Below are 26,398 nucleotides of genomic sequence, written 5' to 3' on the forward strand. Positions count from 1 at the left end.
CATGTCGATCCTGCAGGAGCAGGTTCGGCGCACCAAAACTGAGAGGGACCGCAGCATGGCAAGCCCGATTATTCCTTCGACAGGCCTGGGTTCCGGTCTTGAGATCGGTAACATCGTCCAGGCCCTGGTAACTTCCGATACCGCCGCGAAGCAGGCGCAGATCAAGCGCCAGACCAACAACAATACCGCGATGATCTCGGGTATCGGCTCGCTGCGCAGTGCCCTCACGGCGTTCCAGGACGCCATGAAAAAACTCAACGACAAGGATGCGCCGGCGTTCAACGCGTTCGCTGGCACCTCCGGCAATGAGTCGGTGGTCAAGGTCAAGACCAATAACAGTGCAGTGGCGGGTAGCTTCGACATCATCGTCGACAAGCTCGCCACCAGCTCCAAGGTGGCCAGTCAGCAGTTCGCCGGTGGCGCCAGCAGTGCCATCAGTGCCGGTGAGCTGACCATCAGCCAAGGCGGCAAGGACTACAAGATCAACGTGGCCAGTGGTGCCACGCTGCAGAGCGTTCGTGACCAGATCAACAAGGAAATGAGTGCGAACGGCATTTCCGCGAACATCGTCAGCGAGGCCGGTGGTTCGCGCCTGGTGCTGTCGTCGACCACGACCGGTGCGGGTAGCGATATCTCGCTGGGTGGCATTCCTGAGCTGACCATCGATGGTACTCAGAAGGTTAATGGTACTGGTGCAGGCTACATCACTGCATTGGCCCAGGATGCCGAGCTGACCGTCGATGGCCTGAAGATTACCAGTGCCAAGAACACCGTCGAAAACGCGGTAAGTGGCTTGACCCTGGAACTGACAGGTGTCAGCCCGACGCCGTCCGGCGGTGGTGCTGCCACGGCGACCAAGGTGACAGTGGCGCAGGATAACGAAGGCTTGAGGAAGTCGGTCCAGACCTTCGTCGATGCATACAATACCCTGCAGAAGAGCATCACCCAGCTGACCAGTACCAGCCGCGATGCCGACGACAATGTCGTCCTTGGCCCGTTGACCAACGATCCTACCACACGCTCGTTGCTCGGCGACGTGCGCAGTGTGCTCAGCGAGGCGGGGGGGAGCGGCGCACTGACCAGTCTCAGCCAGCTGGGTATCAACACCACCAAGGACGGTACCTTGGAGTTAAACAGCGTCAAATTCAACACGGCGATGAACGACAAGAAGCTTGGCAGCGACCTGCAGAACCTGTTCACGGGTACCGGCGGTATCTTCGAGCGCATGAATGCGGCGATCGACCCGTACAACAAGACTGACGGTAGCCTTGCGTCGCGTAAATCCAACCTGGACGAGGTGGCCAAGAATCTCTCCGACCAGCAGGCTGCGCTGGACCGTCGTACCGATTCGCTGACGGTGTCGTTGACTCGCAAATACGTGGCGCTGGATACCGCGCTGGGCAAGATGAGGGCCCAGGCCGATCAGATCAACTCGATCTTCTCGGCCCTCGAGGCGCAGAGGCGGAACAGCTGATCCGACGGTTGTGACAAAGGCCCGGTGGCGTCATATTGGCGCCCCGGGCCTTTTGCATTGTCGCTAAAGTTTTTTCCTGTAACGGCGATACAACAGGTATTCGCAACCTATTCTGCTGCAACGAGGTAGATCCATGAACCCGATGTTGGCCCTTCGGCAATACCAGAAAGTAAACGGTGTGGCGCAGACATCCGAAGCCAGCCCGCACCGCCTGGTGCAGATGCTCATGCAAGGCGGCCTCGATCGCATGGCCCAGGCCAAGGGCGCTATCGCGCGCAACGATGTCGCGCAGAAGGGCATCCTGATCGGCAAGGCCATCGACATCATCGGCGGTCTGCGTGAAGGCCTGGACCTGGAAAACCACGCCGACAGCCTCTCGGACCTGGACAGCCTGTACCAGTACATGAGCCGACGCCTGATCGAAGCCAACGTCAACAGTGACCCGAAGATCATCGACGAGGTCGCACGCCTGCTGATCACGGTCAAGGAAGGCTGGGACGCGATCGGCGACCAGCAGCCGGCCGAGTGAGCCCTGGAGAGCGGTCATGAGTGATGTAATCGAGCGTATCGAGCAGACCCGCGAAGCCCTGCAGGCTGCGCTTGCCAGTCGCGACTGGGATGCCGTTGGCGAGCTCGACCTGGAATGCCGCGTGTGCGTGGAGGATGTCCTGGCCGAAGCCACGCACAACGAAGCGGCGGTGCGCGGTAGCCTGGAAGACCTGATGGGCGTTTATCGGCAACTGATCGAGGTTGCAAGTGGTGAGCGTCAATTGGTGGTCGACGAAATGTCGCAGATCCGTCAGGCGGAAAACGCGGCAAAGGTATACCATCTGTTCAGCTGATCGCTGGATGATACAAAAAGCGTTGCGCCATAAATTTGACTATGGGCTGTTTTTTGACTTAACTAGTGGCTGTTTTCGATAATCAGACGTCCGAACACTGACCATTCAGTCGGAATGATCTCGAGCCTGCCTGCGGGCGCCGATATGACTAGGGAAGTTGCTATTGCATGTGGCGTGAAACCAAGATCCTCCTGATCGATGACGACAGCGAGCGCCGCCGCGATCTGGCGGTGGTCCTGAACTTTCTCGGCGAAGAGAACCTTTCTTGCTCCAGCTCCGACTGGCAGCAATCGGTAGAGGCGTTGTCCTCGAGCCGGGAAGTGCTCTGCGTGCTGATCGGTACTGTCAATGCGCCGTCCAGCGTCCTGGGCGTGCTTAAGACAGTGGCGGCCTGGGATGAGTTCCTTCCTGTCCTGCTTTTAGGTGAAATTTCTTCTGCGGACTTCCCGGAGGACCTTCGCCGTCGCGTGCTTTCCAACCTGGAAATGCCGCCCAGCTACAGCCAACTGCTCGACTCGTTGCACCGTGCCCAGGTCTATCGCGAGATGTACGACCAGGCGCGCGAGCGGGGTCGTCAGCGCGAGCCGAACCTGTTCCGCAGCCTGGTCGGTACCAGCCGCGCCATCCAGCACGTACGCCAGATGATGCAGCAGGTGGCCGATACCGACGCCAGCGTGCTGATCCTGGGTGAGTCCGGCACTGGCAAGGAAGTGGTCGCGCGCAACCTGCATTATCACTCCAAGCGCCGTGAGGCGCCCTTCGTGCCGGTCAACTGCGGCGCGATTCCGGCGGAGCTGCTGGAGAGCGAGTTGTTTGGTCACGAGAAGGGCGCTTTCACCGGAGCGATCACCAGCCGTGCAGGGCGTTTCGAGCTGGCCAATGGCGGGACGCTGTTCCTCGACGAGATCGGCGACATGCCGCTGCCGATGCAGGTCAAGCTGCTGCGCGTGCTGCAGGAGCGCACCTTCGAGCGAGTGGGCAGCAACAAGACCCAGAGCATCGATGTGCGCATCATCGCCGCGACCCACAAGAATCTCGAGACCATGATCGAGGAAGGGACTTTCCGCGAAGACCTGTACTATCGCCTGAATGTCTTCCCTATCGAGATGGCGCCGCTGCGTGAGCGCGTCGAGGACATTCCGCTGCTGATGAACGAACTGATCTCGCGCATGGAGCACGAGAAACGCGGCTCCATCCGTTTCAACTCGGCGTCGATCATGTCGCTGTGCCGTCACGGCTGGCCGGGCAATGTCCGTGAGTTGGCCAACCTGGTCGAGCGCATGGCCATCATGCATCCCTACGGGGTGATCGGCGTGGCAGAGCTGCCAAAGAAGTTCCGTTACGTCGACGACGAGGACGAGCAACTGGTGGACAGTCTGCGCAGCGACCTCGAAGAGCGCGTGGCGATCAACGGCCATACGCCGAACTTCTCCAGCCACGCCATGCTGCCGCCCGAAGGCCTGGACCTCAAGGACTATCTCGGCAGCCTGGAGCAGGGGCTGATCCAGCAGGCGCTGGACGATGCCAGCGGTATCGTCGCTCGCGCCGCCGAACGCCTGCGCATCCGCCGGACCACGCTGGTGGAGAAGATGCGCAAGTACGGCATGAGCCGCCGTGAGGGTGACGGCGAGGAGTAGGCTCTGCGTTGTTGGGGGCCCTGGGTTTGGCCGAGGCCCCATATCACCGCGTCAGGGAGTCCGCGTTCTGCGGCGCCTTCTCACCCATGACCTGGCAGGTTCTCGCAGGTTTTTTCATGCAGTTGCCGATGCGTGCTTCGTCGTATTCGTGGCCAGGCCCGCTATTGGATCGAGGTGTGCGGGCAAATGCCACGGCGCGCCGATCCACCGGCGCCAAGTGAGCAACCCTCCCAAATTACAAGGAAGATGACTGGTGCGCATGCCTTGCTCAAGCAGGCATGCGTTTTGCTTTGCAAGGTATGTAGGGACAAGGGTCAGTTTTTTGTCATCCCTCCGACCAATGCGGACGAAGAGCATAATGAAAGCAGTCATTCTGGCCGGTGGGCTGGGAACACGCATCAGCGAAGAATCTCACCTGCGCCCCAAGCCGATGATCGAGATAGGTGGTAAACCGATCATCTGGCACATCATGAAGATCTACTCGCACTACGGCATCAACGACTTCGTCATCTGCCTTGGCTACAAGGGCTACGTGATCAAGGAGTACTTCGCCAACTATTTCCTGCACATGTCCGATGTGACCTTCGACATGGCGGAGAACCGTATGGATATCCACAACCGCCACGCCGAGCCCTGGCGGGTGACGCTGGTGGATACGGGTGAAAACACGGCAACGGGCGGGCGCCTGAAGCGTGTCCGCGACTACGTTGGTAATGAAACCTTCTGCCTGACCTACGGCGACGGTGTGTCCGATGTCGACATTCCGCGGCTGATCGACTTCCATCGCCAGCACGGCAAGATGGCCACGGTCACTGCCGTACAGCCGCCGGGGCGATATGGCGCGCTGGATGTGCAGGGCGAGCAGGTACGCGGCTTCCAGGAAAAACCAGCGGGCGATGGTGGTTGGATCAATGGCGGCTTCTTCGTGCTGGAGCCGGCCGTGCTCGAATACATCGAAGGCGATGACACCACCTGGGAATATGAGCCTATGCGCCGTCTGGCCGAGGATGGCCAGTTGATGAGCCACCTGCACCGCGGCTTCTGGCAGCCAATGGATACCCTGCGTGACCGCATGCAGCTCGAAGCACACTGGAAGAACGGCGAAGCAGCATGGCATCTATGGCGCTGAATCCGGCATTCTGGGCAGGGCGCCGAGTGCTGCTGACCGGGCATACCGGTTTCAAGGGCGGCTGGCTGGCGGTATGGCTACGCCAGTTGGGCGCCGACCTGCGCGGCTTCGCCTTGCCTGCCGCGACCACACCATCGCTGTGGCAGGTCGCGCAACTGCAACAGCGGGTGGCCGGCGATTTCGCCGATATCCGCGATGCCTCGGCCCTGGCGCATGCCCTGCACGACTTCCAACCCGAAGTGGTGCTGCACCTGGCGGCCCAGCCTCTGGTGCGTGAGTCCTACCGGGCGCCAGCCGACACCTATGCAACCAATGTCATGGGCACGCTCAACCTGCTGGAGGCGGTGCGTACCACGCCTTCAGTACGCGCGGTGCTGGTGGTGACCACCGACAAGTGCTACGAGAACCGCGAGTGGCCCTGGCCCTACCGCGAGCATGATGCCCTGGGCGGCTTCGACCCCTATAGCAGCAGCAAGGCCTGTGTCGAGCTGCTCTGCGCCAGCTACCGCGACGCGTTCCTGCGCGCCTCTGGCGTGGCCCTGGGCACGGCGCGGGCAGGCAATGTACTGGGGGGCGGGGACTGGTCGGCCGAGCGCTTGCTGCCGGATATCTTCCGCGCCTGGCAAGCCGGCGAAGAGGTGATCCTGCGCTATCCCCAAGCGACCCGCCCCTGGCAGCACGTGCTTGACCCGCTGATGGGCTACTTGCAGTTGGCCCAAGGCTTGGTCACGGATGCCGAGCGATACGCCGCCGCCTGGAACTTCGGCCCGGACAGCGCAGGGTTGGCCACCGTCGGCGAGATCGTCCGACGCTTGGCCGAGCGTTGGCCAGGCGAGGCGCGCTGGTCGTTGGCCGGCGATGCCCAGCCGCACGAAGCCGGCCTGCTGGCGCTGGACTCGAGCAAGGCGCGGCAGGTGCTTGGCTGGTCGCCACGCTGGTCGCTGGACGACACCCTGAAACATACCCTGGACTGGCACCTGGCCTGGTGCGCCGGGCGTGACATGAACATCGTTACCCGCGAGCAGATCGCGGTTCACCAAGGCGGAACCCATGAGTGATAGTACGGCGCAGCAGTTGCGCCAACAGATTGCCGAACTGGTCGGACGCTACGCCGAACTGCAGATGGCACCCAAACCCTTCGTGCCGGGGCACAGCAGCGTTCCGCCTTCGGGCAAGGTAATCGGCGCGGGTGAACTGCAGTCGATGACCGAGGCCGTGCTGGATGGCTGGCTGACTACCGGCCGCTTCAACGAGGCCTTTGAAAAACGCCTGGCCAAGTACTTGGGGCGCCGCTGCGTACTCACCACCAATTCTGGCTCTTCGGCCAACCTGCTGGCTTTTTCCGCCCTTACTTCACCACGCCTCGGCGACCGGGCGATCAAGCCTGGCGACGAGGTGATCGGCGTTGCTGCCGGTTTCCCGACCACCGTCAACCCCATTCTGCAGTTCGGCGCAGTGCCGGTGTTCGTCGATGTCGAGATGGGCACTTACAACATCGACCCGGCGCTGATCGAGGCGGCCATCGGCCCGAAGACCAAGGCCATCATGTTGGCCCATACCCTGGGCAATCCCTTCGACCTGAGCGTGGTACGGGCCCTGTGCGACAAGTACGGCCTGTGGCTGATCGAAGACTGCTGCGACGCCCTCGGTTCGACCTACCAGGGTCGAATGGTCGGCACCTTTGGCGACATCGGCACCCTCAGCTTCTACCCGGCCCACCACATCACCATGGGCGAAGGCGGGGCGGTGTTCACCGAGTCGCCGTTGCTCAAGCGCATCATTGAATCGTTCCGCGACTGGGGCCGCGATTGTTATTGCGCGCCGGGCGAAGACAACACCTGCAGCAAGCGCTTCTGCTGGCAGATGGGCGACCTGCCACAAGGCTACGACCACAAGTACACCTACTCGCACCTGGGCTACAACCTGAAGATCACCGACATGCAGGCCGCCTGCGCGCTGGCCCAGATGGACCGGGTCGATGGCTTCGTGGCCGCGCGCAAGCGCAACTTCGGCTGGCTGACCGAGCGCCTGGCCGGTTGCGCGGACAAATTGATCCTGCCCCAGGCCACGAGCGGTAGCGACCCTTCCTGGTTCGGCTACCCGATCACCCTGCGTGACGGCAGCGGCGTCGATCGCCTCGAGCTGTTGCGCTACCTGGACGAGCAGGGTGTGGGTACACGCTTGCTGTTCGCCGGCAACCTGACCCGCCAGCCCTACATGAAGGGGCAGAACTACCGGGTTTCCGGCGAGTTGACGGTAACCGACAAGATCATGAACGACACGTTCTGGATCGGCCTGTGGCCGGGCTTGAGCGATGACCATCTGGAACATGCGGCCAGTCACATCGAAGCCTGGCTCAATCGAGGAACCCACTGATGAGCATTTCCTCTTCTGCCAACACCGGCACGTTGTTCGACAAACCGCTGTTCATCCTGGAAATGGCCAACAACCACATGGGCGATGTGGCCCACGGCGTGGCGCTGATTCGCGCCTTTGCCGACGTGTGCAAGGCGTTCCCGTTCCGCTTTGCCTTCAAGCTGCAATACCGTGACCTGGATACCTTCATTCATCCGGCGATGCGTGGCCGTGACGATGTGAAGTACATCAAGCGCTTCAGCGAAACCCGCTTGTCCCGCGAGCAGTTCGATACCCTGGTGGCGGAAATCCGCGCCAACGGTTTCCTCTGCCTGTCCACGCCGTTCGACGAAGCATCGGTGGACGTGATCGAAGAGCAGGGGCTGGACGCGATCAAGATCGCCAGTTGCTCGATGAGCGACTGGCCGCTGCTGGAGCGGGTGGTAAAGACCCAGCACCCGATGATCGTCTCCACTGCCGGCTCGACCCTCGAGGAGCTCGATCGCCTGGTCAGCTTCCTGGCCCACAGGCAGAAGAGTTTCGCCATTCTGCACTGCGTAGGCGAGTATCCGACCGCGGATGCCAACATGCACCTGTCGCAGGTGGACTTCCTGCGCCGTCGCTACCCTGGCGTGCGCGTGGGGTTCTCCACCCATGAGAACCCGGACAACACCGATATCGTCAAGATTGCGCTGGCCAAGGGCGCGCGCATCTTCGAAAAGCACGTCGGTCTGCCCACCGAGCAGTTCCCGCTCAATGCGTATTCGGCAAGCCCGGAGCAGGTTCGCCGCTGGTTGGAAGCGGCGCAGTATGCCTTGCTGTTGTGCGGTGAAGGCGAGCAGCGCCTGCCGGTGAACGAAAATGAAGTGGCCAGCCTGCGCTCCCTGCGTCGCGGGGTGTTCGCGCGCCGGGCCATTGCTGCGGGTGAGGTGGTGCAAGCCAGCGATGTGTACTTCGCTTTCCCACCGCAGGACGGCCAGATCACCGCCAATGACTGGTCGAAATACGCCACCTTCACGGCCCAAGCGGATATCCCCGAAGATGGCGCACTGAGCACCCACAACAGCACGCGGCGTGACGTGCGTGACAAGGTCTGGGCGATCGTCCAGCGCGTGCGTGCGCAACTGAGCGACAGTCACGTGGTGGTGCCGGGCCGCGTCGATCTGGAGATATCCCACCATTATGGCCTGGACCAGTTCGACGAGATCGGTTTGACCATGCTCACCGTGGTCAATCGGGGCTACTGCAAGAAACTGTTGATGCTCTTGCCGGGTCAGCAACACCCCGAGCAATACCACAAGCTCAAGGAAGAAACTTTCCATGTCCTGCACGGCGAGCTGACCCTGCAACTGGACGGCGTACCGCGGGTCTGCCGTCCAGGGGATGTGGTGACCGTCGAGCCGGGTGTGCGTCATGCCTTCCACAGTCAGGGCGGGGCAATCATCGAAGAGTTGTCCTCCACGCATTTCACCAATGATTCGTTCTATACCGACGAAGCGATCAATGCCAATCGCGACCGTAAAACCCTCTTGAGCTATTGGATGGACTGACGTGCCTAGCCATTATCGTGTTGCTGACTACATTGCTGACTTCATCGCCAAGCTGGGTGTGGAGCACGTCTTCCTGTTGCCCGGCGGCGGGGCCATGCACCTCAACGATGCGGTCGGCAAGCACCCCGACCTGGATGTCGTGGCCTGCCACCATGAACAGGCCGCCGCGATTGCCGCCGAAGCCTACTGCCGGATCAACGAGAATATCGGGGTGGCGATGGTCACCACCGGCCCGGGTGCGACCAACGCAGTAACCGCCGTTGCCGGTGCCTGGATCGAGTCGGTGCCGTTGCTGATCGTCTCCGGCCAGGTCAAGCGTGCCGATCTGCTACGTGGTGCGCCACTGCGTCAGAAGGGCGTGCAGGAGGTGGACATCGTCAGCGTGGTCGAGCCGATCACCAAATACGCAGTCACTGTCCAGCAGCCCGAGGACATTCGCCGCGAACTGGAGCGCGCCGTCTTCCTGGCTAAGGATGGCCGTGCCGGCCCGGTATGGATCGACGTTCCGCTGGACGTGCAGGGCGCGCCGATCGATCCCGATACCCTGGTGGGTTGGGACGAGGGCGTCGCATCCGTTACCGCCTTGGATGCAGCGGCGCTGGAGCAGGTTCGCGGCTTGCTCGAGGATGCCCAGAGGCCGCTGATTCTCGCCGGTCACGGCGTTCGCTTGAGCGGCGCGGCTGCTGGCTTTCGTGACCTGGTCGAGTCGATGGGCGTGCCATTGGTGACGACCTGGAACGCGATGGACCTGCTGCCCCACGAGCACCCGTTGTACGTCGGTCGTCCGGGTGTGGTAGCCCTGCGTGCCCCTAACTTCGCGGTGCAGAATGCCGACCTGCTGATCGCCGTCGGCTGTCGTCTGGATAACATCATCACCGCCTATGCGCCCCGCGACTTTGCTCGCGGCGCACGCAAGGTCGTGGTGGATGTGGACAGCAACGAGATCGCCAAGCTCGACATGGAAATCGACGTCGCCGTTACCAGCGATGCTGCAAGCTTCATCACCACGCTGGCAGACTCCCTTAAAGGTGCCTCGTTCAGTCGGCCACAGTGGTTGCAGCGCTGCCAGGACTGGAAAGCCCGTTATGGCGTAAACGACGGTAAGCCGTTCCCGGCCAGCGGGCCGATCAGTCACTTCCAGTTCGCCGATGCGCTATCCAATGCCGTGCCGGAAAATACCCTGGTCAGCACGGGCAGTTCGGGGTTGGCGGTCGAAGTGTTCTACACCGTGTTCCGTAACCGTCCTGGCCAGCGGGTATTCCTGACCTCGGGCCTGGGCGCGATGGGCTATGGCCTGCCGGCGGCCATTGGCGCGTGCTTCGCCAATGGCTGCAAGCCGATGGTGGCGGTGGAAAGCGATGGCAGCCTGCAATTGAACATCCAGGAACTGGCCACGTTGCGCGGCTTCAACCTGCCGATCTGCCTGGTGGTGATGAACAACGGCGGTTATGCCTCGATCCGCAATACCCAGCGCAACTACTTCGAAGGCCGCTATGTCGGTACTGGCCCGGAAGCTGGCTTGTGGATGCCGGACCTGGAAGAGTTGGCACGTGCATACCATCTGCCGTTCAAGCGTATCAGCGACGTCGCCGAACTCGAGCAGGGCCTGGCTGAAGCCGTGCGACTGCCTAGCCCGATGATCGTGGAAGTGCTGTTGATGAAGGATGAGGCGTTGAGCCCCAAGGTCGCCGCGATTCCACAGGCTGATGGATCGATGACCTCCATGCCGCTGGAGGACATGAGCCCCTTGCTGCCGCTGGCAGTATTGGAAGAGGAAATGGCGGGCAATCTCACCCCGGTATCGCGCCGGGTTCGGCAGCAGGCCAAGTGATGAAGCGCCACCTTCTGTTTGATTTCGACGGCACTCTGGTCGATTCTGCACCAGCGATTCTCGCCTGCTTTTCCCGTGTGCTGCAGGCACATGGCCTACAGGCCAGGTGCGCCATCGACGCCAGCCTGATCGGCCCGCCTTTGCGCCAGACACTGGCGGTACTGAGCGGCAGTGACGATGCAGCTTTGCTCGATGCCCTGGGCGCCACGTTCAAGCAGCTGTATGACGCCGAAGCCTGCCTGGAAACCCCCGCGTACGCGGGTTGCCAGGCCTTGCTGGAGCAATTGCACGCGCAGGGCTACAGCCTGTCCATCGCGACCAACAAACGCCTGTTGCCGACTCAGCGCATCCTCGCCGCGCTGGGGTGGCAACAATTGTTCAGCGAAGTGCTCGCCAGTGACTCCTACCCTGAGCGCTACAAGGACAAGGCCGGCATGATCGCCGCCTTGCTCGAGGATGCCGGCATCTCTGCGCGGTCGGCCATCTACATCGGCGATACCGTCGCAGACGGTCGCGCAGCCGCTGCCAACGAAGTCGAGTTCTGGCCGGTGGCCTGGGGCTACGGTCAGTTCACCAGTGAAGAGCGGCCACTGCCTTCTCCGCACGAACTGCTGGAACGCCTGGGGCGCCCATGAACACAGCCACTACAGCCAGCCCATGCCCCTGCTGCGGATCTCTCGAGACGTTGCTGCCCAGCCCGCAATACACCGCTTGCCGGCTGTGTGGACACCGTTGGCGGCTGCCGATGGAGCAGGCGAGCTACTACGAGACGCTGTCGGTCGCTCGTAACGATCTGGATACCCCCTGGTTCAAACGCAAGATCGGCGAGCGCGTAGCCGCGGTATCTGGCTTGCTGAAGACCGGTACGGAACGCGTGCTCGAAATCGGCTGTGCCGAGGGCGAGCTCGGCCGCGAGATAAAGGCGCGCTTTGCCGTTACCTACGAGGGTGTGGAGCTGTCGCAGGACCGGGTGTTGGCGGAGCAAAAGCTTGACCGTGTGTTCCCTACGCCTGCGGGGCAGATCCAGGCAACACCGTACCAGTTGATCGTGTCCTTCCATGTGTTGGAGCACATCGCTCGCCCCGAGCAGGAACTGGCGGCCTGGTCGAGCCTGCTGAGCGCGGACGGGTGTGTGCTGGTAGAGGTTCCAAACGAGGCCGGGCATCCGCTGCTGGTCAGCGATCGCAACGTCGAGCACCTGCACCAGTTCACCCCGGCGTCGCTGACGCTGTTGCTGGCGCGTTGCGGCTTTGCGTGCGATGCGTTGTCGGTGGGGCATTACGAGTCGCCGGTCTATTCGGACTCGATCCGCCTCGTCGCCCGCTTGCAGCCTACGGCCGAACGCCGACAGGCGCGTCTGTTGCAGCGGTTTCGTGACAGAACCGGTGGCCCGTTCCTGGTCTACGGAATCGGCGGCGACTACCTCAATTACCTGGCGCCGCTGGCCGATTCGCTGGAGATCCACGCGTTGCTGGACTCGTCCGAAGCCAAGTGGGGACAGCGCATGGGGCAGCATGTGGTCGGTGGCTATGACCCGCAGGCGCATGCCGAACTGCCTATCGTCATCTGCTCCATCCGCTTCGCTGCGCAGATCCGTCAGCACCTGCTCGACCTTGGCATTGCCGCGCAGCGCCTGATCGGCCTGGATAGCATTTATGAAGACGCCTGATTCCATCCTCGCTGCGGATTTGACCAACATGCTGGCCGCACCGCTGCCCTGGGAAGCGCTGCACGGTCGCCACATCCTGGTCACTGGCGCTTCGGGTTTCATCGGCGGGCATGTCGTCGAAGCCCTGGCTTGGCTCAATCGCACCCAGCCCCAAGCGAACCTTCGTGTTCATGCCTTGGCCCGGGATTTGGTAAAGCTTCGCCGGCGCATGCCCTGGCTGGATATTCCAGGCGAGGTGACGCCGCTGATCCAGGACGTCGCGCAACCCTGCCGCCTGGCGACGCCGCTGGACTTCATCATCCATGCCGCCAGCCCGGCCAGCCCCAAGGATTACCTGCAATTGCCGGTCGATACGATTCGTGCCAACACCGAGGGGACCCGGGCACTGCTTGAGCTGGCCCGGGACAAGCAGGCAGGTTTTCTGTTTCTCAGCAGCGGCGCGGTTTACGGGGACAATCCCTGGCAAACCGATGCCATCGCCGAAGGGGACTTTGGCCGCGAAGATCCGTTGTCGCCGAGGGCCTGCTACAGCGAGAGCAAACGCTTGGCCGAAACCCTGTGCAGGGCTTACCACACCCAGTACGCGGTGGACGCGAAGATCGCGCGGATCTCCCACTGCTATGGGCCCGGCATGCGTCTGGACGATGGCCGGGCAATCTGCGACCTGCTTGCCGATATTCTTCACGACCGGGACATCCGGCTCGACTCCGATGGAAGCGCCTCCCGTCCGTTTTGCTACGTCTCCGATACTGTGCTCGGGCTGTTCCACATTTTGCTGCGAGGCCAGGCGGGCCACGCCTACAACGTCGGCGAAACCCAGGAAACCAGCATTCTGGAGCTGGCCGAGAAGATGATTGCCGCAGCTGGCAAGACCGGGCAGCTGCAGGTCAGGGCAAAGGCGCGCAGTGGTCCGGCACCCGCCCTGAGAAACTCCGGGCATTTCAATATCGACAAGATCCGCGCGCTCGGATGGGCGCCAAGAACCCATTTGGATGCGGGTTTGTCCAGGCTATTGCAGGCTACTCTATGAATGCTGCTGATTCGCGTCCGACCCTGATTGGTTACCTTCCTCCGCTGGAGGGTATCCGGAAGACAGGGGCCAATTACCAATATCACTCCCAGTTCATCAATATCGGGGATATTGTCTACGCCCACGCAGGTGCCATGCTGACGTCCGGACGTCATTTTCAGGCCTGGGATTTTCGGATGAGCGCCGAAGAGGTCAATGAAAAATTTTCCCGTGTCGTGTTTTTCATACCTTGCAGAATCGCCCCCCATCCGTATGACCGGGACGGCTACCCGTACGAATTCGTCACCTCTTTCATCGAGAAGCTGAAGGTTCCTTTTTTCAGCCTCGGTGAGTCCGTCCAGGCGCGGGAGTACGAATACAGCCCAGATTTCCACAAAGGGCTTTCTTCAACGGTTCGTCGCTACCTGGGTGTGATCGCCGACCGGTCGCCGGTGGTGGGGACGCGAGGTAATTACTCGGCAGAAGTCCTCAACAACCTGGGCATCAAGAATGCGGTTCCCCTGGGGTGTCCTTCGCTTTACTTGAATGGCCCTGCGCTGAACCCGTCGTTGCTGGAGGTACCGAACAGCCCTGAAAAAGTGGCCGTGTGTTACTCCAATTACCAGGGGAACCTTCATAGCCGAATAGATGACTTTCTGCGTCTGGCCAGTCAGAACAACTATCACTATGTCGAGCAGGTCTTTGGCCTGCTGACGCAAGCGCTTTATTACCCTGGCAAGGTCAGGGCGGCAGATATCCATGCGGCTCGGCGGTTCTATAAAGACATGGCCCCAGTGCTTGCCCTGTTGAAGCAGAAACGCGTTCGCTACTTTACAAACTATGCCCTGTGGAAGGAATTTCTCGGGTCGATGGATTTCGTGTTTGGTGCTCGGATGCACGGTTTGACGCCAGCGGTGCATGCCGGCAAGCCTGCCATGTTCATTGCCCACGATTCGCGGGTTCGGGAAATGTGCGAGTTCTTCTCGCTTCCCTTTGTTGCCGAGCACGACCTGCCCGCGGCGATGGATATCGAATTCTTCCTGTCGCGCTGTGACTATCGCGCGACGTTGCCGCGCTATGAGGATGCTTACTCCCGATTCGTGCAGACACTGCGCGACCTCGGGTTGGGAGGCAACCTGGCAGTGGACGGTTCGATGATTGACCGTTGGACGCCTGAGCCTGATGCACACGTGGCCCGCGAGGAGCGAGCCCCTCATTACTCAGTTGAAGAAATTTCCAATCTGGAACAGCAGCTGGCTATTTGCGCCGAGATTCCGGACGAGACGTTCGTGAAACTCGCCCAGGTCGGTGATATTTCCCAGCGCTGGTATCGCGCTCGTCTCGAAAGCGGGACGGTCCAGGGCGGATAGCTGCTTGCGCTTGTATGTTGGCGTTCGTCAGTCCTGGGGCAAGTGCAGTACAGATTCGATAAGGGCCGACCTGTTTTAAAGGCGGCTGAATGATGGAACACGGTGGATAGCGATATGAGAGCTTGTGAAATTTGTAGCGGAACCCTTCTAGAGCGACTGCACCGTCAGCATTTCCTGTTCCCGGGGCTTTCCCAGCCCGTTCATTATGACGTAGTGGCTTGTCGCGATTGCGGTTTTGCCTACGCCAGCGACATACCGGATCAGTCGGCACTCGATCAGTTCTACCAGAACGCCGAGCATCACCTGCATACCGAGCTGCCGCCCGGGTTGGCGCGTATCCATGGGAATTTCTTCCGCTTCGTCCAAGCACATGCCCGCCTGGCCAGCGACGCGCGCATTCTCGATATAGGTTCGGGCATGGGGCATTTTCTTGCGCACTTCCAGCAGGCAGGTTTCCGGCACTTGCTGGGCATGGAACCGAGCCCGGCGGCCGCCAAGCTTGCGCGTGAAATGTATGGTCTGGAAATAAAAAGCGCGACGGTGGATGCCTTCGTCACTGACGCGCGCTTCCAATTGGTCAGCCTGTGCGGAGTGCTGGAGCATATTGCCGACCTGCGCAACAGCCTGGCGAAGATTACGGCGCTGCTGGCCGACGATGGCTATCTGTTCCTCGCCGTGCCCGATGCCGAGACCTTCGGCCAGACGCCGCCGGCTGAGCCGTTCCTTGAGTTCGCGCTGGAGCACATCAACTTCTTCAGTGCTACCAGCCTCGACAATGTGCTGAGTACCTGCGGCTTCGAGAAGGTCACGGTCATCTCGCAGCATAACGATTTCTACGACAACCACTATCTGCTGGCTTTGTACCGCAAGACCACCAAGGCCGCGCAGCCGTTGACGGTGGATGATGTGGCAGCCGGCAGCCTGCTGCGTTATGTCGAGCTGTCACGCGAGGTACTGGGTCCGGTGGAAACGCTGGCCGAGCAACTGGAGGCCAGCGGTGAGCCGGTGCTGATATGGGGCGCAGGCTCCCTTACCAGTCGGTTGCTCTGCGACACCCGGCTGGGTAAGGCCAATATCCGCGCCATCGTCGACAGGAACAGGAATCTTCAGGGCAAAGCGCTGCTCGGCGTGACCATCAGCGGCCCCGAGGCGCTGGCCAAGCACCAGGGGGCCACGGTATTCATTGCCAGTACCACATACGCTGCCGAGATTCGCGACACGCTCATCCAGCAACACGGCTGGCAGGGCAGGATCCTCACCCTCGCAAACGGAGCCCGGTAATGTCGATGAACACACTCAATGACATTCGCAACGCCTACGAGGCCGGGAATACCGCCAAGCAGGACTACATCGAGGCTATCCACGCAAGGCACGCCAGCCTGTTCGACTACCCCGAGTTCATCGCCGGGACCGACGTGGAGTCGCTGCGCCTACTGCCGGAGGGCGTCTTCGTGCGGTCCCGCTCGCAGCAGATCGAGCTGTTCCTGGACCCCCAGGACCAGCACCTGGTGCCCTGTACGCTGATGAACTTCCGGGCCTATGAAACACTGGAAACCGAGTTCCTCAAAGCCATTACCCAAGATGACGGGGTGATCCTGGACATCGGCGCCAACTGCGGCTGGTATGCCCTGGCGTTGGCTCGGCACTGCCCATCGGTACGGATTCACGCCTTCGAACCCATTCCCCATACCTTCGGGATCCTGGAGCGCAACATTCGCCACAACGGCTTGCTTAACATTGAGGCTCACCGCTTGGCCTTTTCCAATCAAGAGGCGACGCTCGAGTTCCTTTATACGCCGAACTGCTCCGGCGCTACCTCCCAGGTGCTTGCGGGGCAGCCAGGCAGCCAGGAAAGCCTGCTCAAAGTAGCCTGCCAGGCCACTACGCTGGACAATTTCTGCACGCAGAACGTGCTGGCGCCCCAGATCATCAAGTGCGATGTAGAGGGGGCGGAGTTAATGGTGATCCAGGGTGGCGAGGCGATACTCGCCCAGCACAGGCCCGTGATCCTGATCGAACTGTTGAGAAAGTGGGCCAAGCAGTTCGATTACCACCCCAGCGAGGTAGTGGAGCGGCTTGCGCGTCTCGGCTACCAGGCCTACACCCTGAGCGAAGAGGGGCTGCGTCCCTGCCCGGGCATCGACGAGCAAACCCAGGAAACCAATTTCGTCTTCGTGCATGGGCAAAAGCGCCATGAGCTCTCTGAGCGGGTGCAGTTCCTGTCATGAACCCAGCCATTCCGCCGCTCACCGTCGCGCTGCTGACCTATAACCGACTGCACTACCTCGAGCAGGCGATCGCCGCCATCCTCGCGCAGAGCTATGAGGATTTCGAGCTGCTGGTGCTCGACAACGGCAGCAGCGATGGGACCGCGCAGTTCATCCTGGGCCTGCAGGACCCACGAATCCGCTACGTCAGGAATTCGCGCAATATTTCTACCGTGGAGTTCAATTGCCGTTCGGCGTATCACCTTGCCTTGGGGCCTCGGGTGATCGTGACCCATGACGATGACGTCATGGAGCACGACATGCTGGAACGGCAGATGCATTTCATGGACCGTCACCCAGACGTGCGGCTGGTGTGGACTCGCGTCAGCGATATTGACCAGGACGGGCATGCGCTGGCCGATGGCAGCTCCGTGCCTGGTGTGGAGCGAATTTTCGCGCCTGGTGAATACATCAGCAGTTTCCTCAAGGAGCGGCTGTGGCCGATGCCCAGTGGCGTGATGCTGGAGCGAGCCATACTGCCCAGGCTCTATGCGGTACACGCATGCCTCGGCGAGGCGGCGGCGCGCAAGAAAACCCTGGAGACGGCGGGCATCGAGGACGTGCTGATGCCGGCACGTATCAACCGTAAATATGCTATCGGCTACCTTGACCAACCCTTGCTGCGCCGTCGGGTGCATACCAAGCAGTTTTCCCACGTGGCGAGCCTGTCGCTTCCTGGCGTGGCTCTCTATCGAGACCTGAAGCACATTGCCAGGGGCGTTCCAGGGCTTGCGGCAGAGGCTCTGCACTTCGATGCCTACATGTCGCGCTTTGCTATTCAGGAAGCGATCACGACCCAGGCGGGAAGGGCGATCGATAAAGGCATTCGGAAAAAGGTCGGTAACACGGCGGCCAGCCTGGAGCGCAACAGGGCATCTGCCCCCGACGCGTTCCTGGCAGGCTTGCCGGTGTTCCTGCTTGCCCAGCTTCTGTCGCTGGGTGAACAACGCCACCCACTGGGCACGCTGTCGGTCTCCGGCCATACCAGCGCTACCCAGCAATTGCTGGCCTGGACGCGCAACACTCTCGATAAGCCGCATTCGAGCATCCTGGCGGGTCTCGACGGGCGCAGGGCCATTATCTTCGGGAGTGCCTTCATTGCCGCGCTGCTGATTCTCGAGGCCGAGAAAAGCGACGTGCAGGTGGTTGCCTGCATCGATTCCAACCTTAACCGTCAAGGTACGGAAATGCTCGGCGTACCCATTCGATCCTTGGACTGGATGGCTGAGCAAGTGCAAGCGGAGGATGTCGTGATCATCAGTTCCGAGCGGGACCATGAGCATTACATCGAAGCGCTCATACGCCAACATCTCAGGGCTGCGGCACGTGTCGTGTCCTGGAAAGACCTGACGGCATGTGCGTGACTCAGGGCGTACAGGCCGGGTGCAGACAGGCGATCTGCCTGATGCAAGCGAGCAACAATTTTGGGGAAGTGACTGCATGACCAATTGGACTTTGATCGCAGGTGGGCGTTGTACCGGGCAGCCGTGGCGAGTGCGGGTCGCCGGTTTCTGCCTGGACGATCAGCAGGCATTCCTGCTTGGCGACGACGACTGGCACGCTTTGCAGCGTGAGCTGCCGCTGCAACCTCTGGCTGCCTATGGCTCGGCCAACGGAATGCTGTTCGAGCGGGCTGTCGATACCGCCGGGGAGTTCGATGGCGTCCTGCTGATTGCTCACCCTCGTCAAGCGAGCGCGGTGTTCGAGGTGTCATCACCGGTGCGGCAATACTTGCTGCTTCGTGCCAGCGAGCAATTGCAAGCGCTGCAGGACGAAGCGTCGTTCAGCAAGATATTGGTCCCGGCAAAGGGAGAGCCGGTCAGTAAAACGCGAGTTCACATTGATTACCTGAAGCTTCCCGACCTTGACGGTTCCGATCCGCAAGCCTGGCCAGTCGCTCGGGAAGTGCAAGATCGCGACTATTCGAAAAACTACCATTGCTCGGCGGACTTCTGGCTGTACAAGGTGACCTGTGCAATCGCTGATGATGTGGCGGCGGTACGGCGCACCGAACCTCTGCTGAGTGTCGTTATCCCGACCTACAACTACGGCCGCTACCTCACCGAGTGCATTCAGTCGGTGCTCGACCAGGGTGTGGACGATGTCGAGATCCTGGTGCTGGACAACGCCTCCACGGACGACACCCCCAAGGTCATGGCGGCGTTCGCCGACAATCCGCAGGTACGCTACATACGTAACCGCTATAACTATGGGCCAGGCTACAACTGGCGAAATGGCCTGCGTATCGCACAGGGACGATATTTCACGTTCCTGTCCGCCGACGACTATTTCAACCCGGGCCATCTTTCCAGCCTCTTGCCTACGCTGGAGCGCCAGCCCCACGTCGCGGTCGGTTATACCGGCATTCGTTGGGTAAATGGCGCCGGGCAGGCATTGAACCAGGGTCGTCATCCCGGGTACCGCAATGGCGACTATGTCGGCGGGCGCAATGAAGTTGCCGATCTGCTGGTCTACGACAGTTATATGACGCCTTCGGCGGTCATCTACCGACGTGAGGCATTCCAGCGGGTCTGGCGCCCAGGTAAGAGCTACGGGGCGGGCGACTGGGAAATGGTGGTGCAGATGGCGGAGCGCTACCCGGACTTTGCCTACGTCGATACACCGGGTGTCAACTATCGCTGGCATGGTGCTCAGGAGTCGAACCAGTTCTATGCCTCCACGGAGCCGTTGAAGGGGCACCTGGCAATCGTGGAAGGGGTGTTCGAGCGCGGGGCGCAGCATAACCTCCAGGGCCGTGAGCGCGAGGTAGCGGCGCATCTGAAACGGCGTCTGGACCTATATCCAGATGAGCAGAACTCGGAACTCGGTGCCCGCACGCGTCAACTTTGCGAGCGCCTGGAGGGGCAGGCGCTGCAGCAAAGGAGCACCTTGTTCACCGTGATCCTGACGGCCTACGGGCGCCCGCCAGCAATTCGGGACGCCCTGAGCAGCCTCGCGCAGCAGCCCTTCAGGGACTTCGAGGTAATCCTGGTCAATGCCAGCGGCGAGCCGGTCGAGTCACTCGTGGCCGAGTACGACTTCCCTGTTACCTATATCCGCCAGGGCCGTGATCGCAGCATGGCCGCAGCCCGCAATGCAGCCTTGCAGTTGGCGGGGGGGCAGTGTGTCGTCTACCTCGGCGATGAAGACCTGCATCGGCCTGTTCATCTCGAAGCACTGGCCAAGGCACTGGCGGCTCAGCCCGAGAGCGTCATGTACAAGGACGCGGCAGGGGCGGGCAACTATCCCTGCGAGGAGCGCGCCAGGGAGCGTTTGCTGTTGAGCGACCACCTGCCGGTCGACACCTTTGCCTGCCCACGTGCGCTTGCACTTGCCGTGGGCGGCTTCGACGAATCTCTGACAGGGTAGGGGAAACGAGCGCCTGGCACGGCTATTGCGTAGCGGATGGCAACTATCCGTTTTTATGACGGTCAGCCACGCGAGAGAGCATGATGTCCCAAGTCGCCCACGTGTCCCGTACCCCGGCCGAGCAGGATACCCGCCAGGGCCTCGAGCAAGCCTTCGCCCTGTTCAACCAGGTTTCCAGCCAGCTGAGCGAGTCCTACAGCATGCTCGAGGCTCGGGTCAGCGAGCTCAAGGGCGAGCTGGCGGTGGTCAGCGCCCAGCGCATGGCCGAGCTGGGTGAGAAGGAGCGCCTGGCCAACCGTCTGCAGAACCTGCTCGACCTGCTGCCAGGTGGGGTGATCGTCATCGATGCCCAAGGCTTTGTGCGCGAGGCCAACCCGGCGGCCTGCGAGCTGCTGGGTGAGCCGTTGGTGGGGGAGTTGTGGCGCCTGGTGATCGCCCGCAGCTTCGCGCCGCGCGAAGATGACGGCCACGAAGTCTCGCTGCGTGACGGCCGTCGGCTGTCCATTGCCACGCGCTCGCTGGACGCCGAGCCTGGGCAGTTGGTGTTGCTCAACGACCTTACCGAAACCCGCCGCCTGCAAGGCCAGCTGGCGCGCCATGAGCGCCTGTCGGCGTTGGGGCGCATGGTCGCATCGCTGGCCCACCAGATCCGTACCCCGCTGTCCGCCGCCATGCTCTACGCCAGCCACCTGGCCGACGACGAACAGCAGTTGCCGGCCCAGACCCGTCAACGTTTCGCCACTCAGCTCAAAGAGCGCTTGCACGAGCTCGAACACCAGGTGCGTGACATGCTGGTGTTCGCCCGTGGCGAGTTGCCGCTGGGCGACCGCGTCACGCCCAAGGCGCTGTTCCAGGCCTTGCAGCAGGCGGCGCAATCTCACGTGCAAGGGCATTTGGTGCGCTGGCAGTGCGACACCCACCTGGGTGAGCTGCTGTGCAACCGCGACACCCTGGTCGGTGCCTTGCTCAACCTCATCGACAACGCCTTGCAGGCCAGCCCTGAGCCTGCAAGGCTGAAAGTGCACCTGTACCGCCGCGAGCAAAGCCTGTACCTGTGCGTCAGTGATGCGGGCAGCGGTATCGATGCGCAACTGCTGGCGCGCCTGGGTGAGCCTTTCCTCACCACCAAGTCCACCGGTACCGGGCTGGGCCTGGCGGTGGTCAAGGCGGTGGTGCGGGCACACCAGGGCGAGCTGGCGCTGCGTTCGAAGGTCGGACGTGGCACTTGCGTGCGGGTGGTATTGCCGCTGATCGTTGCACAGGAGGCATGATGGTCAAGGTGTTGCTGGTCGAGGATGACCGTGTCCTGCGTCAGGCGCTGTCCGACACGTTGGAAATCGGCGGGTTCGAGCACCATGCCGTGGGCAGTGCCGAGGAAGCGCTGGAGGCAGTCGTCCGGGATGCCTATGGCCTGGTGGTCAGTGACGTGAACATGCCGGGCATGGACGGCCACCAGCTGTTGGCCCAGTTGCGTCGCCACCATCCGCAATTGCCGGTGCTGCTGATGACGGCCCACGCGGCGGTGGAGCGTGCGGTGGAGGCCATGCGCCAAGGTGCGGTCGACTACCTGGTCAAGCCCTTCGAGCCCAAGGCCCTGCTGAGCCTGGTCGAACGCCATGGTGCCGGGCAGGTGGCAGCCGACGAGCAGGGGCCGGTGGCTGCCGAACCCGCCAGCCGACAATTGCTGGAACTGGCGGCAAGGGTTGCGCGCAGTGATTCGACGGTGCTGATTTCCGGCGAGTCGGGCACCGGCAAGGAGGTGCTGGCGCGCTACATCCACCTGCAGTCCACCCGTGCTGCCCAGCCGTTCGTAGCGATCAACTGCGCGGCGATCCCGGACAACATGCTCGAGGCCACGCTGTTCGGCCATGAGAAGGGCGCCTTCACCGGGGCCATTGCCGCCCAGGCCGGCAAGTTCGAACAGGCCGAGGGCGGTACGCTGCTGCTCGATGAAATCTCGGAAATGCCCCTGGGCCTGCAAGCCAAGCTGCTGAGGGTGTTGCAGGAGCGCGAAGTCGAGCGGGTGGGTGGACGCAAGCCGATCGCCCTGGACATCCGCGTGGTGGCCACCACCAATCGCGATCTGGCGGGCGAAGTGGCCGCCGGACGCTTCCGTGAAGACCTGTTCTATCGTCTGTCGGTTTTCCCACTTGCCTGGCGGCCGTTGCGCGAGCGCAGCGCCGACATTCTGCCGCTGGCCGAGCGCTTGCTGGCGCGCCATGTCAGCAAGATGAAGCACGCCCCTGTACGGCTTTCTGCCCAGGCGCGGGCCTGCCTGCAGGGCTACGCCTGGCCTGGAAACGTGCGTGAGCTGGACAATGCATTGCAGCGGGCGTTGATCCTGCAACAGGGTGGTGTGATCGAGGCGGCGGATTTCTGTCTGGCCGGCGCCATTCCATTGTCGAATATTTCGGTTGATATCACTGAGCCATCATCGCTCGAAACGGGCAGCGAGTCCAGTGGCCTTGGTGACGATATGCGCCGTCACGAATTCCAGATGATCATCGATACCTTGCGCGCTGAACGCGGCCGTCGCAAGGAAGCTGCCGAGCGCCTCGGAATCAGCCCGCGAACGCTGCGCTACAAGTTGGCGCAGATGCGTGACGCGGGGCTCGACGTAGAGGCCAGCCTGTACGGCTGAGGCAGGTTTTCAACCATCACGGCGCGGCTGGCATTCTTGTTGCTAGCTTCAGCGTATCCGCCGCATGAGTGTCAAAAAAATGCGGCCGCCGGAGAGAGAGATTCATGAGCCAAGGTGTTGAATTCAATCGTCTGATGTTGGACATGCGCGCCATGCAGGCCGATGCCATGTCGCTGCCCAAGGTTACCGCGGCGCCTGAACTGGCACCGGGGCAGAGCAGCTTCGCCGACATGCTCGGCCAGGCCATCAACAAGGTCAGTGACACCCAGCAGGCGTCCAGCCAGCTGGCCAACGCCTTCGAGATCGGCAAGAGCGGCGTCGACCTCACCGACGTGATGATTGCCTCGCAAAAGGCCAGTGTCTCGTTCCAGGCCCTGACCCAGGTACGCAACAAGCTGGTGCAAGCGTACCAGGACATCATGCAGATGCCGGTTTGAGGACGAATTGAGTCATGGCCGAAGCAGTCGTCGATAACGCCCCCGCCAAGAGCGGCCCGCCCGCGGCAAAACCGCCGCTGTTCGGCATGGCGTTCCTGGAAAACATCTCGCAGATGCCCATGCTGCGTCAGGTCGGCCTGTTGGTTGGCTTGGCCGCCAGCGTGGCGATAGGCTTTGCCGTGGTGCTCTGGTCGCAGCAGCCGGACTACCGTCCGCTTTACGGCAGCCTGGCCGGGATGGACACCAAGCAGGTCATGGAAACCCTGGCTGCCGCCGACATTCCCTATACCGTCGAACCGAATTCCGGCGCGCTGCTGGTCAAGGCCGACGACCTTTCCCGTGCCCGCCTGAAACTCGCCGCCGCCGGTGTCGCGCCCAGCGATGGCAACATTGGTTTCGAGATCCTTGATAAAGAGCAGGGCCTGGGCACCAGCCAGTTCATGGAAGCCACCCGCTACCGTCGTGGCCTGGAAGGTGAGCTGGCGCGCACCATTTCCAGCCTGAACAACGTCAAGGCCGCCCGTGTGCACCTGGCGATCCCGAAAAGCTCGGTGTTCGTGCGTGACGAGCGCAAGCCCAGCGCCTCGGTCCTGGTCGAGCTGTTCCCGGGCCGCGCCCTGGAAGCCGGCCAGGTGATGGCGATCGTCAACCTGGTCGCCACCAGCGTGCCGGAACTGGACAAGTCCCAGGTCACCGTGGTCGACCAGAAGGGCAACCTGCTTTCCGATCAACTGCAAGACACCGCCCTGACCATGGCCGGCAAGCAGTTCGACTACAGCCGCCGCATGGAAGGCATGCTCACCCAGCGTGTGCACAACATCCTGCTGCCGGTGCTGGGCAACGACCGCTACAAGGCCGAAGTGTCCGCCGACGTCGACTTCAGTGCCGTGGAGTCCACCTCCGAGCAGTTCAACCCAGACCAACCGGCCCTGCGCAGCGAGCAGGCGGTCAACGAGCAGCGCGCCAGCAGCCAAGGCCCGCAGGGCGTACCTGGGGCGCTGAGCAACCAGCCGCCTGCCGGTGCCAACGCGCCGGAGAACGCCACTGCCACTGCGACCCCCGCTGGTGCCATCCAGCCTGGCCAGCCGCTGGTGGATGCCAACGGCCAGCAGATCATGGACCCGGCCACCGGCCAGCCGATGCTCGCGCCTTATCCATCCGACAAGCGCACGCAAAGCACCCGCAACTTCGAACTGGACCGCTCGATCAGCCATACCCGCCAGCAACAAGGTCGCCTGACCCGTCTGTCGGTAGCCGTGGTGGTGGACGATCAGGTCAAGCTCGATGCGGCCACCGGCGAAGCGACCAACACCCCCTGGAGCGCCGAGGACCTGGCACGCTTCACCCGCCTGGTTCAGGACGCGGTGGGCTTCGATGCCAGCCGTGGCGACAGCGTGACGGTGATCAACGTGCCGTTCTCCGCAGACCGCGGCGAAGCGCTGGTGGACATTCCGTTCTACTCCCAGCCGTGGTTCTGGGACATCGTCAAGCAAGTGCTGGGCGTGCTGTTCATCCTGGTACTGGTGTTCGGCGTGCTGCGCCCTGTGCTCAACAACATCACTGGCGGCGGCAAGAGCGCGGCCAACGACAGCGACATGGAACTGGGCGGCATGATCGGCCTGGACGGCGAGCTGGGTAACGATCGGGTCAGCCTCGGCGGCCCGAGCAGTATCCTGCTGCCAAGCCCAAGCGAGGGCTACGAAGCGCAACTGAACGCAATCAAGGGCCTGGTGGCCGAAGACCCGGGCCGCGTGGCCCAGGTCGTGAAAGAGTGGATCAACGCCGATGAGTGACAACCGAGCCGTTACCGCCAAGCTGAGCCGCGTCGACAAGGCGGCGATCCTGTTGCTGTCCCTGGGCGAGACCGATGCGGCCCAGGTGCTGCGCCACATGGGCCCCAAGGAAGTGCAGCGGGTCGGCGTGGCCATGGCGCAGATGGGCAACGTGCACCGCGAGCAGGTCGAGCAGGTGATGAGCGAGTTCGTCGACATCGTCGGCGACCAGACCAGCCTGGGCGTGGGGTCGGATGGCTATATCCGCAAGATGCTCAACCAGGCCCTCGGCGAGGACAAGGCCAACGGCCTGATCGACCGCATCCTGCTGGGCGGCAACACCAGCGGCCTGGACAGCCTCAAGTGGATGGAGCCGCGCGCCGTCGCCGACGTGATCCGCTACGAGCACCCGCAAATCCAGGCCATCGTGGTCGCCTATCTCGACCCCGACCAGGCGGGTGAAGTGCTGAGCAACTTCGACCACAAGGTGCGCCTGGACATCGTCCTGCGCGTATCCTCGCTCAATACCGTGCAGCCAGCGGCGCTCAAGGAATTGAACCAGATCCTCGAGAAGCAGTTCTCGGGCAACTCCAACGCGGCGCGTACCACCCTGGGCGGTATCAAGCGCGCTGCCGACATCATGAACTTCCTCGACAGTTCGGTAGAAGGCCAGTTGATGGACTCGATCCGCGAGATCGACTCCGACCTGTCCGAGCAGATCGAAGACCTGATGTTTGTATTCAACAACCTGGCCGATGTCGACGATCGCGGTATCCAGGCACTGCTGCGTGAGGTGTCCTCGGACGTGCTGGTGGTGTCGCTCAAGGGCGCCGACGAAAAGGTCAAGGACAAGATCTTCAAGAACATGTCCAAGCGTGCCTCGGAACTGCTGCGCGACGACCTCGAGGCCAAGGGCCCGGTGCGGGTCAGCGACGTGGAAACGGCGCAGAAGGAAATCCTCACCATTGCCCGTCGCATGGCCGAGGCCGGCGAGATCGTGCTTGGCGGCAAGGGCGCCGAGGAAATGATCTAAGCGGCCCCGTGCT

General features: G+C 62.1%; 22 protein-coding genes. All 22 read left to right on the top strand.

The genetic code is table 11. From position 1 onward, the window contains the following. Positions 1-55: 55 nt before the first annotated feature. Positions 56-1,474 (top strand): flagellar filament capping protein FliD, encoded by a 1,419-nt coding sequence (gene fliD, locus RAC97_RS18980; protein ID WP_375101084.1) that lies wholly within the window; start codon positions 56-58, stop codon positions 1,472-1,474. Positions 1,475-1,607: 133 nt separating this feature from the next. Further along, a complete protein-coding gene (gene fliS, locus RAC97_RS18985) occupies positions 1,608-2,003 on the top strand; it encodes a flagellar export chaperone FliS (RefSeq protein WP_375101085.1) in 396 nt (131 codons plus the stop codon). Between the two features lie 16 nt (positions 2,004-2,019). Beyond that, positions 2,020-2,316 carry a flagellar protein FliT gene (locus tag RAC97_RS18990; protein ID WP_375101086.1) on the top strand — a complete coding sequence of 99 codons (297 nt, stop codon included), beginning with the start codon at positions 2,020-2,022 and terminating at the stop codon, positions 2,314-2,316. Positions 2,317-2,483: 167 nt separating this feature from the next. Continuing rightward, a complete protein-coding gene (gene fleQ / locus RAC97_RS18995; RefSeq protein ID WP_375101087.1) occupies positions 2,484-3,953 on the top strand; it encodes a transcriptional regulator FleQ in 1,470 nt (489 codons plus the stop codon). A gap of 358 nt (positions 3,954-4,311) precedes the next feature. Further along, positions 4,312-5,082 carry a glucose-1-phosphate cytidylyltransferase gene (gene rfbF / locus RAC97_RS19000; RefSeq protein WP_375101088.1) on the top strand — a complete coding sequence of 257 codons (771 nt, stop codon included), beginning with the start codon at positions 4,312-4,314 and terminating at the stop codon, positions 5,080-5,082. Further along, entirely contained in the window at positions 5,073-6,140 is a 1,068-nt protein-coding gene (gene rfbG, locus RAC97_RS19005; protein WP_375101115.1) for a CDP-glucose 4,6-dehydratase, read from the top strand. Before rfbF ends, rfbG begins: the two co-directional genes overlap by 10 nt. Next, positions 6,133-7,458, top strand: a complete 1,326-nt coding sequence (rfbH, locus tag RAC97_RS19010) for a lipopolysaccharide biosynthesis protein RfbH (RefSeq protein WP_375101089.1) — start codon at positions 6,133-6,135, stop codon at positions 7,456-7,458. The genes rfbG and rfbH overlap by 8 nt, the downstream gene beginning before the upstream one ends. Then, a complete protein-coding gene (locus RAC97_RS19015) occupies positions 7,458-8,987 on the top strand; it encodes an N-acetylneuraminate synthase family protein (RefSeq protein WP_375101090.1) in 1,530 nt (509 codons plus the stop codon). The genes rfbH and RAC97_RS19015 overlap by 1 nt, the downstream gene beginning before the upstream one ends. A gap of 1 nt (position 8,988) precedes the next feature. Next, entirely contained in the window at positions 8,989-10,818 is a 1,830-nt protein-coding gene (locus RAC97_RS19020) for a thiamine pyrophosphate-binding protein (protein ID WP_375101091.1), read from the top strand. Next, positions 10,818-11,453 (top strand): HAD family hydrolase, encoded by a 636-nt coding sequence (locus RAC97_RS19025; RefSeq protein WP_375101092.1) that lies wholly within the window; start codon positions 10,818-10,820, stop codon positions 11,451-11,453. The genes RAC97_RS19020 and RAC97_RS19025 overlap by 1 nt, the downstream gene beginning before the upstream one ends. Next, positions 11,450-12,487 carry a class I SAM-dependent methyltransferase gene (locus tag RAC97_RS19030; RefSeq protein WP_375101093.1) on the top strand — a complete coding sequence of 346 codons (1,038 nt, stop codon included), beginning with the start codon at positions 11,450-11,452 and terminating at the stop codon, positions 12,485-12,487. Before RAC97_RS19025 ends, RAC97_RS19030 begins: the two co-directional genes overlap by 4 nt. Beyond that, on the top strand, positions 12,474-13,517 hold the full coding sequence (locus RAC97_RS19035; RefSeq protein WP_375101094.1) for an NAD-dependent epimerase/dehydratase family protein: 1,044 nt from the start codon (positions 12,474-12,476) through the stop codon (positions 13,515-13,517). Before RAC97_RS19030 ends, RAC97_RS19035 begins: the two co-directional genes overlap by 14 nt. Then, positions 13,514-14,866, top strand: a complete 1,353-nt coding sequence (locus RAC97_RS19040) for a polysaccharide pyruvyl transferase family protein (protein WP_375101095.1) — start codon at positions 13,514-13,516, stop codon at positions 14,864-14,866. The genes RAC97_RS19035 and RAC97_RS19040 overlap by 4 nt, the downstream gene beginning before the upstream one ends. 114 nt (positions 14,867-14,980) lie before the next feature. Next, on the top strand, positions 14,981-16,147 hold the full coding sequence (locus tag RAC97_RS19045; protein WP_375101096.1) for a methyltransferase domain-containing protein: 1,167 nt from the start codon (positions 14,981-14,983) through the stop codon (positions 16,145-16,147). Positions 16,148-16,152: 5 nt separating this feature from the next. Beyond that, positions 16,153-17,094 carry an FkbM family methyltransferase gene (locus RAC97_RS19050; protein WP_375101097.1) on the top strand — a complete coding sequence of 314 codons (942 nt, stop codon included), beginning with the start codon at positions 16,153-16,155 and terminating at the stop codon, positions 17,092-17,094. Further along, complete coding sequence (locus tag RAC97_RS19055; protein ID WP_375101098.1) at positions 17,091-18,497, top strand: glycosyltransferase; 1,407 nt, start codon at positions 17,091-17,093, stop codon at positions 18,495-18,497. The genes RAC97_RS19050 and RAC97_RS19055 overlap by 4 nt, the downstream gene beginning before the upstream one ends. Before the next feature lie 76 nt (positions 18,498-18,573). After that, a complete protein-coding gene (locus RAC97_RS19060) occupies positions 18,574-20,502 on the top strand; it encodes a glycosyltransferase (RefSeq protein ID WP_375101099.1) in 1,929 nt (642 codons plus the stop codon). A gap of 83 nt (positions 20,503-20,585) precedes the next feature. Beyond that, complete coding sequence (locus tag RAC97_RS19065; protein ID WP_375101100.1) at positions 20,586-21,773, top strand: PAS domain-containing sensor histidine kinase; 1,188 nt, start codon at positions 20,586-20,588, stop codon at positions 21,771-21,773. After that, entirely contained in the window at positions 21,770-23,143 is a 1,374-nt protein-coding gene (locus RAC97_RS19070; protein ID WP_375101101.1) for a sigma-54-dependent transcriptional regulator, read from the top strand. Before RAC97_RS19065 ends, RAC97_RS19070 begins: the two co-directional genes overlap by 4 nt. Positions 23,144-23,247: 104 nt before the next feature. After that, positions 23,248-23,580, top strand: a complete 333-nt coding sequence (gene fliE, locus RAC97_RS19075; RefSeq protein WP_375101102.1) for a flagellar hook-basal body complex protein FliE — start codon at positions 23,248-23,250, stop codon at positions 23,578-23,580. Between the two features lie 14 nt (positions 23,581-23,594). Beyond that, on the top strand, positions 23,595-25,373 hold the full coding sequence (gene fliF / locus RAC97_RS19080; protein WP_375101103.1) for a flagellar basal-body MS-ring/collar protein FliF: 1,779 nt from the start codon (positions 23,595-23,597) through the stop codon (positions 25,371-25,373). After that, entirely contained in the window at positions 25,366-26,385 is a 1,020-nt protein-coding gene (gene fliG, locus RAC97_RS19085) for a flagellar motor switch protein FliG (protein WP_375101104.1), read from the top strand. Before fliF ends, fliG begins: the two co-directional genes overlap by 8 nt. Positions 26,386-26,398: the final 13 nt, after the last annotated feature.

Source organism: Pseudomonas sp. LS_2 (assembly GCF_042709235.1).
Lineage (GTDB): Bacteria > Pseudomonadota > Gammaproteobacteria > Pseudomonadales > Pseudomonadaceae > Aquipseudomonas.

Coding starts and splice junctions, on each gene's coding strand:
- fliD (WP_375101084.1), top strand. CDS start 56: ATGGCAAGCCCGATTATTCCTTCGACAGGCCTGGGTTCCGGTCTTGAG.
- fliS (WP_375101085.1), top strand. CDS start 1,608: ATGAACCCGATGTTGGCCCTTCGGCAATACCAGAAAGTAAACGGTGTG.
- RAC97_RS18990 (WP_375101086.1), top strand. CDS start 2,020: ATGAGTGATGTAATCGAGCGTATCGAGCAGACCCGCGAAGCCCTGCAG.
- fleQ (WP_375101087.1), top strand. CDS start 2,484: ATGTGGCGTGAAACCAAGATCCTCCTGATCGATGACGACAGCGAGCGC.
- rfbF (WP_375101088.1), top strand. CDS start 4,312: ATGAAAGCAGTCATTCTGGCCGGTGGGCTGGGAACACGCATCAGCGAA.
- rfbG (WP_375101115.1), top strand. CDS start 5,073: ATGGCGCTGAATCCGGCATTCTGGGCAGGGCGCCGAGTGCTGCTGACC.
- rfbH (WP_375101089.1), top strand. CDS start 6,133: ATGAGTGATAGTACGGCGCAGCAGTTGCGCCAACAGATTGCCGAACTG.
- RAC97_RS19015 (WP_375101090.1), top strand. CDS start 7,458: ATGAGCATTTCCTCTTCTGCCAACACCGGCACGTTGTTCGACAAACCG.
- RAC97_RS19025 (WP_375101092.1), top strand. CDS start 10,818: ATGAAGCGCCACCTTCTGTTTGATTTCGACGGCACTCTGGTCGATTCT.
- RAC97_RS19030 (WP_375101093.1), top strand. CDS start 11,450: ATGAACACAGCCACTACAGCCAGCCCATGCCCCTGCTGCGGATCTCTC.
- RAC97_RS19035 (WP_375101094.1), top strand. CDS start 12,474: ATGAAGACGCCTGATTCCATCCTCGCTGCGGATTTGACCAACATGCTG.
- RAC97_RS19040 (WP_375101095.1), top strand. CDS start 13,514: ATGAATGCTGCTGATTCGCGTCCGACCCTGATTGGTTACCTTCCTCCG.
- RAC97_RS19045 (WP_375101096.1), top strand. CDS start 14,981: ATGAGAGCTTGTGAAATTTGTAGCGGAACCCTTCTAGAGCGACTGCAC.
- RAC97_RS19050 (WP_375101097.1), top strand. CDS start 16,153: ATGAACACACTCAATGACATTCGCAACGCCTACGAGGCCGGGAATACC.
- RAC97_RS19055 (WP_375101098.1), top strand. CDS start 17,091: ATGAACCCAGCCATTCCGCCGCTCACCGTCGCGCTGCTGACCTATAAC.
- RAC97_RS19060 (WP_375101099.1), top strand. CDS start 18,574: ATGACCAATTGGACTTTGATCGCAGGTGGGCGTTGTACCGGGCAGCCG.
- RAC97_RS19065 (WP_375101100.1), top strand. CDS start 20,586: ATGTCCCAAGTCGCCCACGTGTCCCGTACCCCGGCCGAGCAGGATACC.
- RAC97_RS19070 (WP_375101101.1), top strand. CDS start 21,770: ATGATGGTCAAGGTGTTGCTGGTCGAGGATGACCGTGTCCTGCGTCAG.
- fliE (WP_375101102.1), top strand. CDS start 23,248: ATGAGCCAAGGTGTTGAATTCAATCGTCTGATGTTGGACATGCGCGCC.
- fliF (WP_375101103.1), top strand. CDS start 23,595: ATGGCCGAAGCAGTCGTCGATAACGCCCCCGCCAAGAGCGGCCCGCCC.
- fliG (WP_375101104.1), top strand. CDS start 25,366: ATGAGTGACAACCGAGCCGTTACCGCCAAGCTGAGCCGCGTCGACAAG.